We start from the raw sequence: 14,237 nt of genomic DNA, 5'->3' as shown, positions 1-14,237 counted from the left end.
CGGGCGGGCGGACTGTCGTACCGGGCGGTTAGCCTGCCGGAATGGGTCGGAGCCAGTCGTTGCCGCGCGGTGGTGACCCGCGCTTCGGGCCCGACGCCGACGACTCGGCCAGCCCGATCCTGCACGTCGACATGGACGCCTTCTTCGCCTCGGTCGAGGTGCGCCACCGGCCCGAACTGCGCGGCCGGCCGGTGGTGGTCGGCGGGGTCGGGCCGCGCGGCGTGGTCAGCTCCGCCAGCTACGAGGCCCGCCGCTACGGCGTGCGCAGCGCCATGCCCACCGCGCGGGCCCGCGCGCTCTGCCCCGGCGCGGTCTACCTGCCCCCCGACTTCGCCCGCTACCGGGCGGCCTCCGACGCGGTGATGCGGATCTTCCGGGACGTCACCCCGCTGGTCGAGCCGCTCTCCCTCGACGAGGCGTTCCTCGACGTGGCGGGTGCCCGCAGGCTGTTCGGCCCGCCCGCCGCCATCGCCCGGCGGATCCGGGCCCGGGTGACGGCCGAGCAGGGGCTGACCTGTTCGGTCGGGGTGGGCCCGAGCAAGTTCGTGGCCAAGCTCGGCTCGACCCGGGCCAAGCCGGACGGCCTGCTCGTGGTGCCGGCCGGCCGGGTGCTGGAGTTCCTCCACCCGTTGCCCGTCGACGCGTTGTGGGGGGTGGGGGAGCGGTCCGCCGAGACGCTGCGCCGGCTCGGCCTGCGGACCATCGGCGATCTGGCCGAGGCACCTGCCGGGATGCTGCGCAAGGCGCTCGGCGCGGCGTCCGCGACCCACCTGCACGAGTTGGCCTGGGGGCGGGACCCGCGCCCGGTCAGCCCGGAGCACGTGGAGAAGTCGATCGGGGCCGAGGTGACCTTCGACGTCGACGTCGTCGACCCGCAGCAGATCCGACGGTCGTTGCTGGCCCTCAGCGAGAAGGTGGGCAGCCGGCTGCGTGGGGCCGGTCAGGTGGGCCGGACGGTCTCGCTCAAGGTGCGGCTGTCGGATTTCCGCACCGTCAACCGGTCCCGGACGCTCGGCGTGGCCACCGACGTGGCCCGGGAGATCTTCGACACGTCCTGGGGCCTCTGGACGGCTCTCGAACCGGGTGAGCCGGTCCGGCTGGTGGGTGTGCGGGTGGAGGGTCTGGCCGGCGCGGTCGACACGCCACGACAGCTTGCCCTCGGCGCACCCGAGCGGGGATGGCGGGAGGCGGAAACCGCCGCCGACGCTGCGGCTGCCCGTTTCGGGCGGTCCGTCATAGGTCCGGCCAGTCTGCTCGGCAAACGTGATCCCCGCTCCGGCGAAAATAGCAGTCGGCCATAGGTCGTCCCGCTTTCCGACGCGCGACCCCCCTCGTAGACTTGGCGGCAAGCAGCCGGTTGGCTGCCACGGTCTGTCGGCCCGACCGGGCCGACCAACGTGACCGGGGAGGAGTGCCGTGCCGCTCTCGGAGCACGAGCAGCGGCTGTTCGAGCAGATCGAGCGGTCGCTTGCCGAGGACCCCAAATTCGCCTCGGCCGTGCGCGCCAGCGACCCGCGTTTCCACACGCGGCGTCGCCTGCTCGTCGCTGCCGGCGTGGTGGTCGTCGGCCTGGCCCTGTTGGTCTACGGCGCGGTGATCAAGACGCCGCCACTGGCAGTGGCGGGGTTCGTCGTCATGCTGGCCGCGCTGGGCTATGCGGTGCAGTCGCACCGCCGTGGGCAGTCACCGGACCTGCACGTGGTGGGCGGCACGACGAGTCGTCGTCGCCCGCGTGGCCGCGGCGGCCGACGGCCGTCGTTGCTGGACCGCATGGAGGACCGGTGGCGGCAGCGCCCGGAGGGACATCGTTGAACCCCGTCCATCCCTGAGGTGGGCGGGCGACACCGACGACGGTAGGTGCCGGACGTGGTCCGGCCACCTCCGTCACATCACCATGTCCGCACCCCACCCCTTATCCACTCCTGTGGGGCGAGGTAGCGGCATCCACAGCAGTTGATACCGCTACCTCGCCCCACGAGCGACCCGACCCACCCGTCCTCACCGTCCCAACCCGGCCGGGGGCGCGGGTCAGACGCGGCGGGTGGCCAGCAGGCGGCGGGGGTTCCAGCGCAGCAGCATTCGGCGCAGCCGCCCGGAGGCCGTCACCAGCCGCGCCGAGCTGTCGCCGAGCGAGGTACGCCAGCGGAGCAGCACCGACGGTGGCAGCACGGCGGCGACCAGCCGGGTACGCCTGTCGGCCCGTGCGGCGAGGGCGTCGCGTACCGTCCGCAGCGCCGGGTGCAGGGGCTCGCCGGTGAGCGGGTCCCGGGCGTACCTGGCGCGTTCCTCGGCCCGGCCGAGCAGCCGTACCGCCGTGGCGGAGCCGGCGTCCTCGCCGACCGCCTCCCGGGCCAGGCGTTCGGCGGTCGCCCGGGGGGTCTCCGTCCGGTCGATCCGGACCCGGTAGTCGACCAGGGTGTCCAGCAGCTCGTCCCAGGCGGCGTGGGCGTCCGCGCGGGCCCGTTCGGCGTCCGCGCCCAGCACCGTCATCGGGATGCTCGCGCCCGCCCCGTCGTCGGGGGCCACGCCGGCCGCCACCGGAACTCCCCGACGGTGGCGCTGCCGGCGCAGCGCGCGCCGCCGCAGCGCCGGCAGGGCCAGCAGCACCGCCAACGCGAGCAGCGCGCCCACCGTCCACCAGGGCCAGGTCGGGGCCCGCTCGACGGGGCCGCCGGTGGTCGGGTCGAACCCGGCGTCGGTGTCCTTGTCGGCGGCCTCGTCGCGCTGCGGTCCGGTCGTGGCGCCCGGGTCCTCCGGTGCGGCGGGCGCGGCCGTGTCCGACGGCTCCGGGTCCGGGGCGTCGGAGTCCGGTGCCCACGCCGACCGGGTCGACCCCTGGACGCCGTACGCCGGGGTGGCGTCGAACGGCACCCAGCCGAACCGGTCGAAGTAGACCTCCGTCCAGGCGTGCAGGTTGCGGTTGGTCAGGACGGCGGTGTCCCCGTCGACGCTGCTGCCGTTGGTGAAGCCGAACGCCACCCGGGCCGGGATGCCCGCCTCCCGCACCAGCCAGGCCAGCGCCGCCGCGTACTGCTGGCAGTAGCCGACCTTGTTGGTGAGGAAGTCGACGATCTCCTGGCCGCTGGTGCCGCCCTTGGTGCTCAGCGAGTAGCTGAAGCCGTTCTCCCGGGAGAAGTAGTCGTAGAGCGCCCGGACCCGGTCGTAGTCGGTGGACTTTCCCTCCACCAGCCTGTTGACCAGCAGGCTGACCTCGCGTACCTCGGGGGTGCGGGTCTGTTGCAGCCGGATCGGGTGCTCGGCCGGCAGCGGGCGGGCCCGGCGCAGCGCCGCCGGGGTGTACGTCGAGCGCACGTACTCGAAGGAGTAGCGCTTGCCCCGGGAGTTGTCCCGGTTGGAGAAGACCACCCCGAGGTTCTGGTCGTACGACCAGTTGCCGTTGAGCCCGTCGAAGCTGACCGGGTCGGCGTAGACCGGCACGAAGGGCATGTTCAGCGACCGGTTCACCTCGACGGTCGCCCGGTAGGTCTGCTGCTCCACCCCCGCCTGGGCCCGGTCGGCCGGGTCGGGCAGGTCCCGGTTCACCGGCCGGCCGTTGGGCGGGCGCACCCGGAAGCCGTCCGGACGCAGCTCGTCGGCGACGCCGAAGCGCAGGTAGAACGGGTTCCGCTCGGTGGTGGTGACGGTGACCATGTCGGCCACCTCGGACTGGTTGAGCTGCCCGCTGAGCGCTGCGAAGAGGTCGATCCGGCCGGGGCCGCCGCCCTGCCCGAGGCGTCCGTTGCCGGTGCCGTTGCCGGCGGTGTTGAACTGGTCCAGCAGCCCGCCGGACATCCCCGGCACGGCCAGCGGCAGCACCACGGCCAGCACCACCCCGACCACCGCCAGCCGGCGACCGGCGGCGGCCAGCGGGGACGACTCCCAGACGTCCACGTCCCGGCCCTCGCCGGTGAACCGGCGACCGAACCGGCGGACCCGGTCGACGTTGTCGGTCACCAGCAACCAGAGGTAGCCGGCGGCGCCGACCACGAACGGCAGCGCGGGGACGCTGTCGACGTAGACCGCCACCGGCACCGAGTAGATGGCCAGCATGGGCAGCCCGGCCAGGGCCGGACGGCGCAGCCCGACGGCGAGCACGTCGACCACGATCGCCACCGAACCCACCCCGAGCACGCTGATGAACAGCAGCGGGGTGGTGTCCGGCACCTTCACCCCGTAGGAGCGCATGTCCTGCAACGAACTCTGCGCCAGCTCACCGAAGTGGGCAAGCGTCGCCGGGGTGGGCAGGAAGGCGACCAGTTCGCCACCGCCGGGGAAGAGCCAGGTCAGGGCGAGCAGCAGACCGGCGAGCATGCCCAGCACCTGACCCCACAGCGGGGCCCGGACCAGCCGGGTGAGCGCCGCCGCGCCGGCCACCACGGCGACCGCGATGGCCGACTGGATCAGCCAGGTCCACTGTTGGAAGATCGACGACAGCGGGGCCGCGGCGAGCAGGGTCGCCGCGGCGGCCACGAAGCCGATGTTCCGGGACGCGATCACGACGTCACCCTCTCTGTCGTCGGGCGTCGGTGGCGGGGCCGACCGCACGGCGGCCGGCGACGGCGGTACGCCCGTCGGCGACGCGGCGGACCGGCCGGTGGTGCCGGTGCGGGGCCGGCCGACGGCTCACCGGACGGCCCCGGCGACCGTCTCGGCGAGCGCCGCACGCAGCGCGAATCCCTGTGAACCGCGCCCGGCCTGTGGCCAGAGCGCCGGCAGTTGGCCGTCGTGGTCGACCCCGATGACCCGCCAGCCGCCCTGCAACAGGGACAGCGCGGCGGCGGCGTGGGCCTGTTCGGACTCGAACCGGGCCCGCTCGGGCAGGCTGAGCCAGGTGGAGCTGTGCAGCACGAAACCGACGCAGGTCGCCCCGTTGCCACGCAGCCCGCCGAGTAGTTCCGCCTCGCTGGTGGTCAGCGACCCGAACAGCGCGATGATCAGGCCCCCGTCGGCGCGCTGGCGGACCCGCTGCACCAGCGTCGCCACGTCGCCACGCTGGTCGAGCCGGACGTCGGCGAGGTGGTCGAGGAGCAGGCCGTCCCCGGTGGCCTCGGTGGCGTCGACGTCGACCCCGTCCCCGGTGACCAGGCGCAGCCTGTACCCGGCCTGGCGCAGGTGCACGGCGATGCTGGCGGCGGCGGAGACCGCCCACTCGAAACTGGCCGTCGGGCCGTCGCCCCGGTGCCCGTGCGCCCGGGTGTCCAGCACCACCGTGGCCCGGCTCTCCCACGGCTGCTCCTCGCGGCGCACCATCAGCTCACCGGTGCGGGCGGTCGACTTCCAGTGCACCCGGCGCAGGTCGTCGCCCCTGCGGTACTCCCGGGTGGCGGCGTCGTCCTCGCCGTGCACCGCCACCGACCGGGCCCGGCTGTCGCCGCTGCCGGCGTACTCACCCGGCAGCCGCACCGAGGGCAGCGGGGTGACCTGCGGGATCACGGTGAGCTGTTCGGTGCTGGGGAACGCCCGGCTCAGCTCGCACAACCCGAACGGGTCGGTCATCCGGATCACCAGCGGGCCCACCTCGTACCGGCCGCGCACGTCGGCGCGCACCGTGTACGCCACCGAGCTGGCCTGGTGCGCGCCGAGCCGTTCCAGCACCACCCGGGGCCGGCTGCCCAGCGCGTACGGCAGCCGGTCCTCCAGCAGCAGGGTGCCGGTGGGCAGCCGGGACATGTTCTGCAACCGCAGCACCACCCGGGAGCTGGCCCCGACGGGCACCCGGTGCGGGTCCAGCGAGCGGTTGCAGGCCAGCTTGTACCGGGTCCGGCCGACGTAGAGCGCGGCGAGCAGCGGCAGGACGGCGAGCAGCACCGCCACCCGGAGCAGGTCCCGTTCGCCGAGGATGCCGGCCGAGATCGCGGCGGCGATGGCCGCAGCCAGGAACGAACGGCCCCGGGTGGTCAGGCCACGCAGCCCGTCCCGCACGTCACGGCCTCCGCGGCTCGAACGGCGGGCGGCCGTTGCCGGCGGCGGGACGGGGCGAGTCGTAGCCGGTGGGGCACTTGCGGTCAGGCGGCAGGGCCAGCCGGTGCACCAGCTCGGCGACGATCGCGTCGGTGGTGCGGCGGGCCAACTGGGCGTCGGCCGTGGGGATGATCCGGTGGGCCAGCACCGGCACCGCGAGCGCCTGGAGATCGTCGGGGAGCACGTAGTCGCGGCCCTCCAGGGCGGCCACCGCGCGGGCGGTGCGCAGCAGTTGGAGGGTGGCCCGGGGGGACGCGCCCAACCGCAGGTCGGGGGCCTCCCGGGTGGCGGTGACCAGGTCGACGGCGTACTGCTTGACGGCGTCGGCGACGTGCACGTTGCGCACGGTGGCGATCAGGCGGCGTACCGTGTCGGCGTCGGAGACCGGGCGCAGCTCCTGGAGCGGGTCGGCGGCGCCGTGCCCGTCCAGCATGGCCAGCTCGGCGTCCGGGCCGGGGTAGCCCATCGCGATCCGGGCGGTGAACCGGTCGCGCTGCGCCTCCGGCAGGGGGTACGTCCCCTCCATCTCGATCGGGTTCTGGGTGGCGATCACCATGAACGGGGTCTGCAGCTGGTAGGTGACGCCGTCGACGGTGACCTGGCGTTCCTCCATGCACTCCAGCAGCGCGGACTGGGTCTTCGGCGAGGCCCGGTTGATCTCGTCGCCGACCACCAGGTTGGCGAAGACCGCACCGGGGCGGAACTCGAAGTCGTGCGTCTCCTGGTTGTAGACGCTGACCCCGGTGACGTCGCTGGGCAGCAGGTCGGGGGTGAACTGGATGCGCCGCACCGAACAGTCGATGGACCGGGCGAGGGCCTTGGCCAGCTTGGTCTTGCCGACGCCCGGGACGTCCTCGATCAGCAGGTGCCCCTCGGCCAGCAGGACGGCCAGGGCGAGCCGGACGGTCGCTGTCTTGCCCTCGATGACCTGCTCGATGTTGGCCACGATGGCCTCGCTGGCGGCGCGGAACTCGTCGTGCGGCAGCACGCCGCCCACCTCGTCCCAGGTCTGTTGTGTCACGGGCCTTCTCCTCGTCGCGACGGCAGCTCGGTAAAGAGCACCTGGACCCGTCGTTCGGTTCGCAACGGGAAGCCTCGTCTGCCGCAGGAATCGCACTGGTCTCTCAGGCTAACCATGTTTACGGTGAACGCCGAACCCTGCCGGAAGTCGGCCGGTCACGCAGCGGATATTCGTCAGGTCGGGGGACCGGACGCGGCCGGGTGGCCACGGAAGGTGACCGTGGTGCGGTGGATGTGCCGGGCGGTCGACAGACGCCACGGGGTACACTGCGGAACATGGCCGGAGTCTTCCTGCTTCTTACCGGGCCGTGCTGATGCGCTGACGCGCGACAGCACGGCGGCCCCTCCTGCGCGAGGGGCTTTTTCGTGCCTGCGGCAGGGTCTCCCCGGGCCCGATGCTTCCCCGACCCGCCCCGACCGCGCCGGTCCCGCCCGAGGGCACCGGTCCCCGACGACCGCGTCAGTGCGACACGACCGCGACGACCGCCAAGGAGAAGGCATGAGTGAGGCAGCCGCACCGGCGGGCGACATCCCCCCGTACCGGTACACCGCGGCCATGGCCGACGAGATCGAGCGTCGGTGGCAGGACACCTGGGAGCGGGAGGGCACCTTCCACGCGCCGAACCCGACAGGTCCGCTGGCCGACCCGGGCCACCCCCGGGCGGGCGCGGAGAAGCTGTACGTGTTGGACATGTTCCCGTACCCGTCCGGTGCGGGGCTGCACGTCGGGCACCCGCTGGGCTATATCGGCACCGACTGCTTCGCCCGCTACCAGCGGATGGCCGGGCGCAACGTGCTGCACGCGATGGGCTTCGACGCGTTCGGCCTGCCCGCCGAGCAGTACGCGGTGCAGACCGGCACCCACCCCCGGACGACGACGGTGGCCAACATCGAGCGGTACAGGGCGCAGCTGCGCCGGCTGGGGCTGGCCCACGACGAGCGGCGTTCGGTGGCCACCATCGACACCGACTTCTACAGGTGGACCCAGTGGATCTTCCTGCAGGTCTACAACTCCTGGTACGACCCGCAGGCGCGGCGCGCCCGCCCGGTCGCCGAGCTGACCGCCGAGTTCGCCGCGGGCGACCGGCCCACCCCCGACGGCCGGGCCTGGGCCGAGCTGAGCCCGGCCGAGCAGCGGCGGATCGTCGACGACCACCGGCTGGCGTACGTCTCGGAGGCACCGGTGAACTGGTGCCCGGGGCTGGGCACCGTGCTGGCCAACGAGGAGGTCACCCCGGACGGTCGCTCCGACCGGGGCAACTTCCCGGTGTTCAAGCGCAACCTGAAGCAGTGGATGATGCGGATCACCGCTTACGGTGACCGGCTGCTGGACGATCTGGACACGCTGGACTGGCCCGAGTCGATCAAGCTGCAACAGCGCAACTGGATCGGCCGATCGACGGGTGCGCACATCGACTTCCCGGCCGGGACCGCTGACTCCGGTGTCGCGGGCGAGGCCCGCATCAGGGTGTTCACCACCCGGCCGGACACCATCTTCGGCGCCACCTACCTGGTGCTGGCGCCCGAGCACGAGCTGGTCGACGCGCTGACGCCAACCACCTGGCCGGCCGGGACGCGGGATGCCTGGACCGGTGGGCACGCCGGCCCCCGGGAGGCCGTCGAGGCGTACCGGAAGGCGGCGGCGGCCAAGACCGACGTGGAGCGGCAGGCCGACACGAAGGAGAAGACCGGCGTCTTCGTCGGCGCGTACGCCACCCACCCGGTCACCGGCGGGCAGATCCCGATCTTCATCGCCGACTACGTGCTGGCCGGGTACGGCACCGGCGCGATCATGGCGGTGCCCGCCCAGGACGAGCGGGACTGGGCCTTCGCCGAGGTGTTCGACCTGCCGATCGTGCGGACCGTGCAGCCGGCCGACGGGTTCGACGGGAAGGCGTACACCGGGGACGGGCCGGCGATCAACAGCGCCGCGCCCGAGCGCGGCCTGGACCTGAACGGGCTGGGGGTGGCCGACGCCAAGGCGGCGATCATCGCGTGGCTGGAGGCCAACGGCCACGGCGTCGGCGCGGTCACCTGGCGGCTGCGGGACTGGCTGTTCTCCAGGCAGCGCTACTGGGGCGAGCCGTTCCCGATCGTCTACGACGCCACCGGCGCGGCGATCGCGCTGCCCGAGGAGATGCTGCCTGTCGAACTGCCCGAGGTGGACGACTTCTCCCCGAAGACGTTCGACCCGGACGACGCCGCGAGCAACCCGGAGACCCCGCTGTCGCGGCGGCGCGACTGGGTCGAGGTGGAGCTGGACCTGGGCGACGGGCCGCAGCGGTACACCCGGGAGACCAACGTGATGCCGCAGTGGGCCGGCTCCTGCTGGTACGAGCTGCGCTACCTGGACCCGACCAACTCCGAGCGGTTCGTCGACCCGGAGAACGAGGCGTACTGGATGGGCCCGCGCGCCGAGGGCGACTGCGGGGGAACCGACCTGTACGTCGGCGGCGCCGAGCACGCCGTGCTGCACCTGCTGTACGCCCGCTTCTGGCACAAGGTGCTGTACGACCTGGGGCACGTGTCGTCGTTCGAGCCGTTCCGCAAGCTGTTCAACCAGGGCATGATCCAGGCGTACGCGTTCCGCGACTCCCGGGGCACGCCGGTGCCGGCCGAGGAGGTCGTCGAGGTCGACGGCCGCTGGTTCCACGGCGAGCACGAGGTGACCCGCGAGTACGGCAAGATGGGCAAGTCGCTGCGCAACGTGGTCACCCCCGACGACATGTGCGCGGCCTACGGCGCGGACACCTTCCGGGTGTACGAGATGTCGATGGGCCCGCTGGAGGTGTCCCGCCCCTGGGAGACCCGGGCCGTGGTCGGGTCGTACCGGTTCCTGCAACGGGTGTGGCGGGCCGTGGTCGACGAGCAGACCGGAGCGCCCCGGGTCACCGACGCGCCGGCCGACGAGGCCACCCGACGGCTGCTGCACAAGGTGATCGACGGGGTCCGTGGCGACATGGAGGGCATCCGGTTCAACACCGCGATCGCCAAGCTGATCGAGCTGACCAACGCGGTGACCCGGCTGGAGCAGACCCCGCGCGAGGTGGCCGAGCCGCTGGTGCTGATGCTGGCCCCGTTCGCCCCGCACGTGGCCGAGGAGCTGTGGCGGATGCTGGGCCACGACACCTCGCTGGCGTACGCCGACTTCCCGGCCGCCGACCCGGCCCTGCTGGTCGCCGACACCGTCACCTACCCGGTGCAGGTCAACGGCAAGGTCCGGGGCCGGATCGAGGTGCCAGCCGACGCCGCGCAGGTGTCCGTCCGGGCGGCGGCCCTGGAGGCGGTCGCATCCGCGCTGGCCGGCAGGGAGCCGCGCAAGGTCATCGTGGTGCCGGGCCGGTTGGTCTCGGTGGTCGTCTGACGCTGCCGTCCGCCCGTGGCGGGCGGCTCGCGTGGCCGGCCCGGCCGGTCGGCTTGTGGGGCCGCGGTAATGTGCGGTGACGGCGGGCCGGGACAAACTGTCGACGTGGAGCGGTATGCCTGAGAGTCATAAATATGACTCTCAGGCATACCGCTCACCCGACCCGACCATTCCGACGGGACCGTCCCGGGCTGCCGCCGGCCACCTGGCTGTCGCCCGGGGCGCCGCCCACCTTCGGGCCGGTTCCGCCCGGTCAGGGACGCGGATCGGCGACCACGGCCCGGCGGGCGCGTTCGGCCCGCCACCACTGGCACGCCAGCACCCCGCTGGCGATCAGCCCCAGTCCCGCCGGGGCGGCGGCGTACCAGTTGATGCTGCCGGGGGAGCTGGCCGCCGCGCCGATCGCGGCGTAGCCGAAGGCGGTCGGGGCGGAGGCCAGCACGCTGCCGACCAGGAACGGCAGCACCCGCGCCCCGGTGGTGCCGTAGCCGTAGCTGACCAGGCCGAACCCGGCGATCGGCAGCATCCGCACGGTGATCACGCCGAACACGCTCTGCCGGGCGAACCAGCCGTCGAGCCGGGCCAGCCTGCCGCGTACCCGCTCGGCGACGAACTCCCGCCCCAGCACCCGCCCGACGGCGAAGCCGAGCGCGGCGGCCAGCAGCGCCGCGCCGAGCGCGTACGCCGCACCCTCCAGCGGGCCGAACACCGCCCCCGCCGCCAGCGTGACGAAGGTCCGGGGGACCAGCGCCACCAGCAGCAGCGCCCCGACCACCACGCCCACGACCGGGGCGTACCCGCCGAGCGGGTCGGCCAGCCGGGGCAGCTCGCCGACGTCCGGGCGGGGCGTCACCAGCAGCAGCGTCACGAACCCGGCCAGCATGACCACCAGCAGGGCGAACCGACGTGCCGACGGCTGGCGCAGCAGCCGCCGGACGGCGGGGGTCACGGGCGGGCGGCGGACATCACGGGCGGGCGGCGGCGGCCACGGCGGCACGGCGTTCGGTGCGCAGCCGCTCGGCCCAGGTGTCGTCGAGCGGCGGGAGCTGGTGCGCGCCGGTGGCCCAGCGCAGCAGCAGGTCGGCCAGGGCGGGGTTGCGGGCCAGCGCCGGCCCGTGCGAATAGGTGCCCAGCAGCTTGCCCCGCCACGCGCCCTCGGTGACGCCGTCGTTGCCGACCCCGGCACTGACCCGGGCCAGCGGCGACACGCCGGGGCCGAGGTGGGTGCGACCCCCGTGGTTCTCGAACCCGGACAGCGGCGGCACGCCCAGCCGGGGGTCGATCTCGCCGGCCAGCTCGCCGACCGCCCGGGTGGGACCCCGGTCGGAGGACAGGTCGAGCAGCTCCAGCCCGGCGCACCGGGTGCCCTTGGCGAAGAAGGAGGTGCCGAGCAGCTGGTAGCCGGCGCAGACGCCGAAGACCACCGAGCCCTGGGCGACCGCCCGGTGCAGGCCGCCGTCGGCGAGCAGCCGCTGCGCGCCGAGCGCCTGCGGGCCGTCCTCTCCGCCGCCGAGCAGGTAGATGTCGGCGGTGGCGGGCAGCCGCTGGTCGGAGCGGACCTCCAGCACCTCGACAGGCATCCCGCGCTGCTGCGCCCGGCGGGCCAGGATCAGCAGGTTGCCCCGGTCGCCGTAGGTGGAGAGCAGGTCGGGGTAGATCCAGACGATACGCAGGCTCTCAGTTGACACGGTCCAACTCCGCTCGGATGTCCTGGAAGGCGGTGTAGTTCGCGATGACCTCCAGCCGGCCCGGCGGGACCGCCCGGACCGCCTCGCCGAACGCCCGGACGTGCTGGAACGGCACCCCGTTGACGTCGAGCCGGACCGCCAGGTCGTACGCGCGGTCGCCGGTGATCAGCACCTGCCGGCCGCGCAGCGGGGCGAAGTCGACGTCGAACAGCCAGGAGGTGTCCAGCCCGTCGGGGTCACGGGCGTTGATGGAGAGCAGGGTGGGGGCCTCGTCGGCCATGTCGAACGCCTCCAGCCAACTGGCCGGGTTCTTGGCCAGCAGCAGCCGGATGTTGCGCCCGTCCCGGTCGACCTGGGCGTACCGGCCGGCGACCGAGGTGACCGTGTGCAGCCGGGAGACGGCGTCGACGGGGCGTACCCCGAACTCGGCGGCGACGGCCAGCGCGGTGGCGGCGTTGCCGAGGTTGACCTTGCCGGGGAGCTGGAGGGTCACCTTGTGCCAGGCCCCGGTGGGGTCGAGCACGCCGTCGTCCTCCACCGTCCACTGCGCCTCCGGGCGGCGCAGTGGGCAGCCGGTGCACCACCACTGCTCGCCGGAGCGCTGGATGGTGGAGCCGCACTCCGGGCAGACCCAGGAGTCGTCGTGCCAGCGCTGGCCGGCGCTGAACCAGGTGACGTGCGGCGGGCGGACGCCCTGCGCGGGGTCGGCCGGCGGGGTGGCCGCCCAGACCACCATCGGGTCGTCGGCGTTGGCCACCACCCGCACGTCGGTGTGCCGGACCAGTGCCGCGCGCCAGAGCTGCGCCATCATGGCGACCTCCTTGGCCCGGTCGAGCTGGTCGCGGGAGAGGTTGAGCAGGGCCACCACGTGCGGCTCGGTGGCCTCCAGCACCTGCGCGAGGTAGTGCTCGTCGACCTCCAGCACCGCGTACGGGGTGCTGCCGGCCTTGGCCAGCGCCGAGGTGTGCCCGGTGGGCATGTTGGCGCCGAACGAGTTGGTCGCGACCCGGCCGAGCACGCCGACGGCGGCGGCGCTGAGCCGGGTGGTGGTGGTCTTGCCGTTGGTGCCGGAGATCAGCGCGATGGCGCGTCCGGCCGAGAGGTGGGCCAGCAGGTCCGGATCGATCTTCAGCCCGATCCATCCGCCGATCACCGAGCCGTCGCCCCGGCCGGCGGCGCGCGACAGCGCCGCGGCGGTCCTCGACACGGAGCTGGCCACCTTCGCCCGCAGGGGCATCTTCGCGTCCGTCACGCGAGCGAGGTTACCGGACCTCCGCGCCCGCCAGATCGCCGCCGAGGGCGAACCGTTCGGTCGGGGCACGCCGGGCGTCCGGGCGGCGGGCGCTCCACCGGATGGAGTCGATCTATGTCGGGTAGCGGACGCGGCTGCGGCCCGGCCCGCCCCTCCACTCCGCTCCACCGGCTCTGACGTGCGGTTTTAGCCGCGACGGCGACGCGCCGGGGCGGCGTTTCTGGTTGCAGGTGGAGGGAAGTGGAGTAGAGTGGGGCGCAATGGTGAGGCCGGGAGGGCCCACCGGCCCAGGGGGTCAGCGGCGCCGCGAACGCCGCTCAGGGCAAGGGGGTTGGGCCGATGTTTCTCGGCACCCACACTCCGCGCCTGGACGAAAAGGGCCGTTTGATCCTTCCGGCCAAGTTCCGGGACGAGCTGGCGGGGGGTGTAGTGATCACCAAAGGGCAGGATCGCTGCCTCTACGTCTTCCCCACGCCCGAGTTCCAACGGATCGCCGACCAGTTGCGCGCGCAGCCGATGACGAACAAGGCGGCCCGGGCCTACAGCCGGGTCTTCTTCGCCAGCGCGCACGATGAGGTCCCCGACAAGCAGGGCCGGGTCACCATCCCGTCCCACCTGCGGTCGTACGCCGCGCTCGACCGGGACCTGGTGGTGATCGGGGCGTCCACCCGGGTGGAGATCTGGGACCGGACGGCCTGGGAGAGCTACCTCGCCGACAGCGAAGACGACTTCGCCGACATCGAGGAGGGGGTGCTGCCCGGCGGTCTGTAGGGCGCGGCGACGCCCGACGTACTGCGAGATCTCCAGCCGCTTTCGAGTTCCTGGCGCCCCTTCCCCGGTGCCAGGGGCACGATCTCCACTCCGGGTCGTCGGCCCGGAGCCGGGGCGGGAGCGGATGGGGATCTGGCGGTACGACGGCACGGCGTCGTCCGACGAGCAGAACGCGACACGA

Annotated in this window: 10 protein-coding genes; 4 read left to right on the top strand and 6 right to left on the bottom strand. The window is 73.5% G+C overall.

Annotation, left to right across the window (positions count from 1 at the left end):
• Positions 1-41: 41 nt before the first annotated feature.
• Complete coding sequence (locus Q2K16_RS11255) at positions 42-1,301, top strand: DNA polymerase IV (RefSeq protein WP_302745214.1); 1,260 nt, start codon at positions 42-44, stop codon at positions 1,299-1,301.
• A 115-nt stretch (positions 1,302-1,416) separates the two neighbouring features.
• Entirely contained in the window at positions 1,417-1,812 is a 396-nt protein-coding gene (locus tag Q2K16_RS11250) for an SCO2097 family morphological protein (RefSeq protein WP_088643026.1), read from the top strand.
• Positions 1,813-2,028: 216 nt separating this feature from the next.
• On the opposite strand, the gene Q2K16_RS11245 is transcribed toward Q2K16_RS11250, so the two are convergent.
• The 3 genes from Q2K16_RS11245 to Q2K16_RS11235 form a co-directional block, all read right to left on the bottom strand.
• Positions 2,029-4,497, bottom strand: a complete 2,469-nt coding sequence (locus tag Q2K16_RS11245) for a transglutaminase TgpA family protein (protein ID WP_302745213.1) — start codon at positions 4,495-4,497, stop codon at positions 2,029-2,031.
• 126 nt (positions 4,498-4,623) lie between these two features.
• A complete protein-coding gene (locus Q2K16_RS11240; RefSeq protein ID WP_302745212.1) occupies positions 4,624-5,922 on the bottom strand; it encodes a DUF58 domain-containing protein in 1,299 nt (432 codons plus the stop codon).
• Between the two features lies 1 nt (position 5,923).
• A complete protein-coding gene (locus tag Q2K16_RS11235; protein ID WP_302745211.1) occupies positions 5,924-6,982 on the bottom strand; it encodes an AAA family ATPase in 1,059 nt (352 codons plus the stop codon).
• Between the two features lie 498 nt (positions 6,983-7,480).
• Between Q2K16_RS11235 and leuS the strand changes: the two genes are divergently transcribed.
• Positions 7,481-10,345: a leucine--tRNA ligase gene (gene leuS / locus Q2K16_RS11230; protein ID WP_302745210.1), complete on the top strand. Its 2,865-nt coding sequence runs from the start codon at positions 7,481-7,483 to the stop codon at positions 10,343-10,345.
• Between the two features lie 253 nt (positions 10,346-10,598).
• Here the strand turns inward: leuS and Q2K16_RS11225 are convergent, their stop codons facing one another.
• From Q2K16_RS11225 to Q2K16_RS11215, 3 genes are read right to left on the bottom strand one after another with little or no spacing between them, the layout of a single operon-like run.
• Positions 10,599-11,294 (bottom strand): TVP38/TMEM64 family protein, encoded by a 696-nt coding sequence (locus Q2K16_RS11225; protein ID WP_302745209.1) that lies wholly within the window; start codon positions 11,292-11,294, stop codon positions 10,599-10,601.
• A gap of 16 nt (positions 11,295-11,310) precedes the next feature.
• Positions 11,311-12,033, bottom strand: coding sequence for a type 1 glutamine amidotransferase (locus Q2K16_RS11220; RefSeq protein WP_145920988.1), 723 nt, complete (start codon positions 12,031-12,033; stop codon positions 11,311-11,313).
• Positions 12,023-13,270, bottom strand: coding sequence for a MurT ligase domain-containing protein (locus tag Q2K16_RS11215; RefSeq protein ID WP_302746440.1), 1,248 nt, complete (start codon positions 13,268-13,270; stop codon positions 12,023-12,025). Before Q2K16_RS11215 ends, Q2K16_RS11220 begins: the two co-directional genes overlap by 11 nt.
• Before the next feature lie 354 nt (positions 13,271-13,624).
• On the opposite strand from Q2K16_RS11215, the gene mraZ reads away from it, so the two are divergent.
• On the top strand, positions 13,625-14,056 hold the full coding sequence (gene mraZ / locus Q2K16_RS11210) for a division/cell wall cluster transcriptional repressor MraZ (protein ID WP_088643033.1): 432 nt from the start codon (positions 13,625-13,627) through the stop codon (positions 14,054-14,056).
• The last annotated feature ends 181 nt before the right edge of the window (positions 14,057-14,237 follow it).

Source organism: Micromonospora cynarisoli (assembly GCF_030518815.1).
GTDB lineage: Bacteria > Actinomycetota > Actinomycetes > Mycobacteriales > Micromonosporaceae > Micromonospora > Micromonospora wenchangensis.
This window is presented reverse-complemented; position numbering and strand designations above follow the sequence as displayed.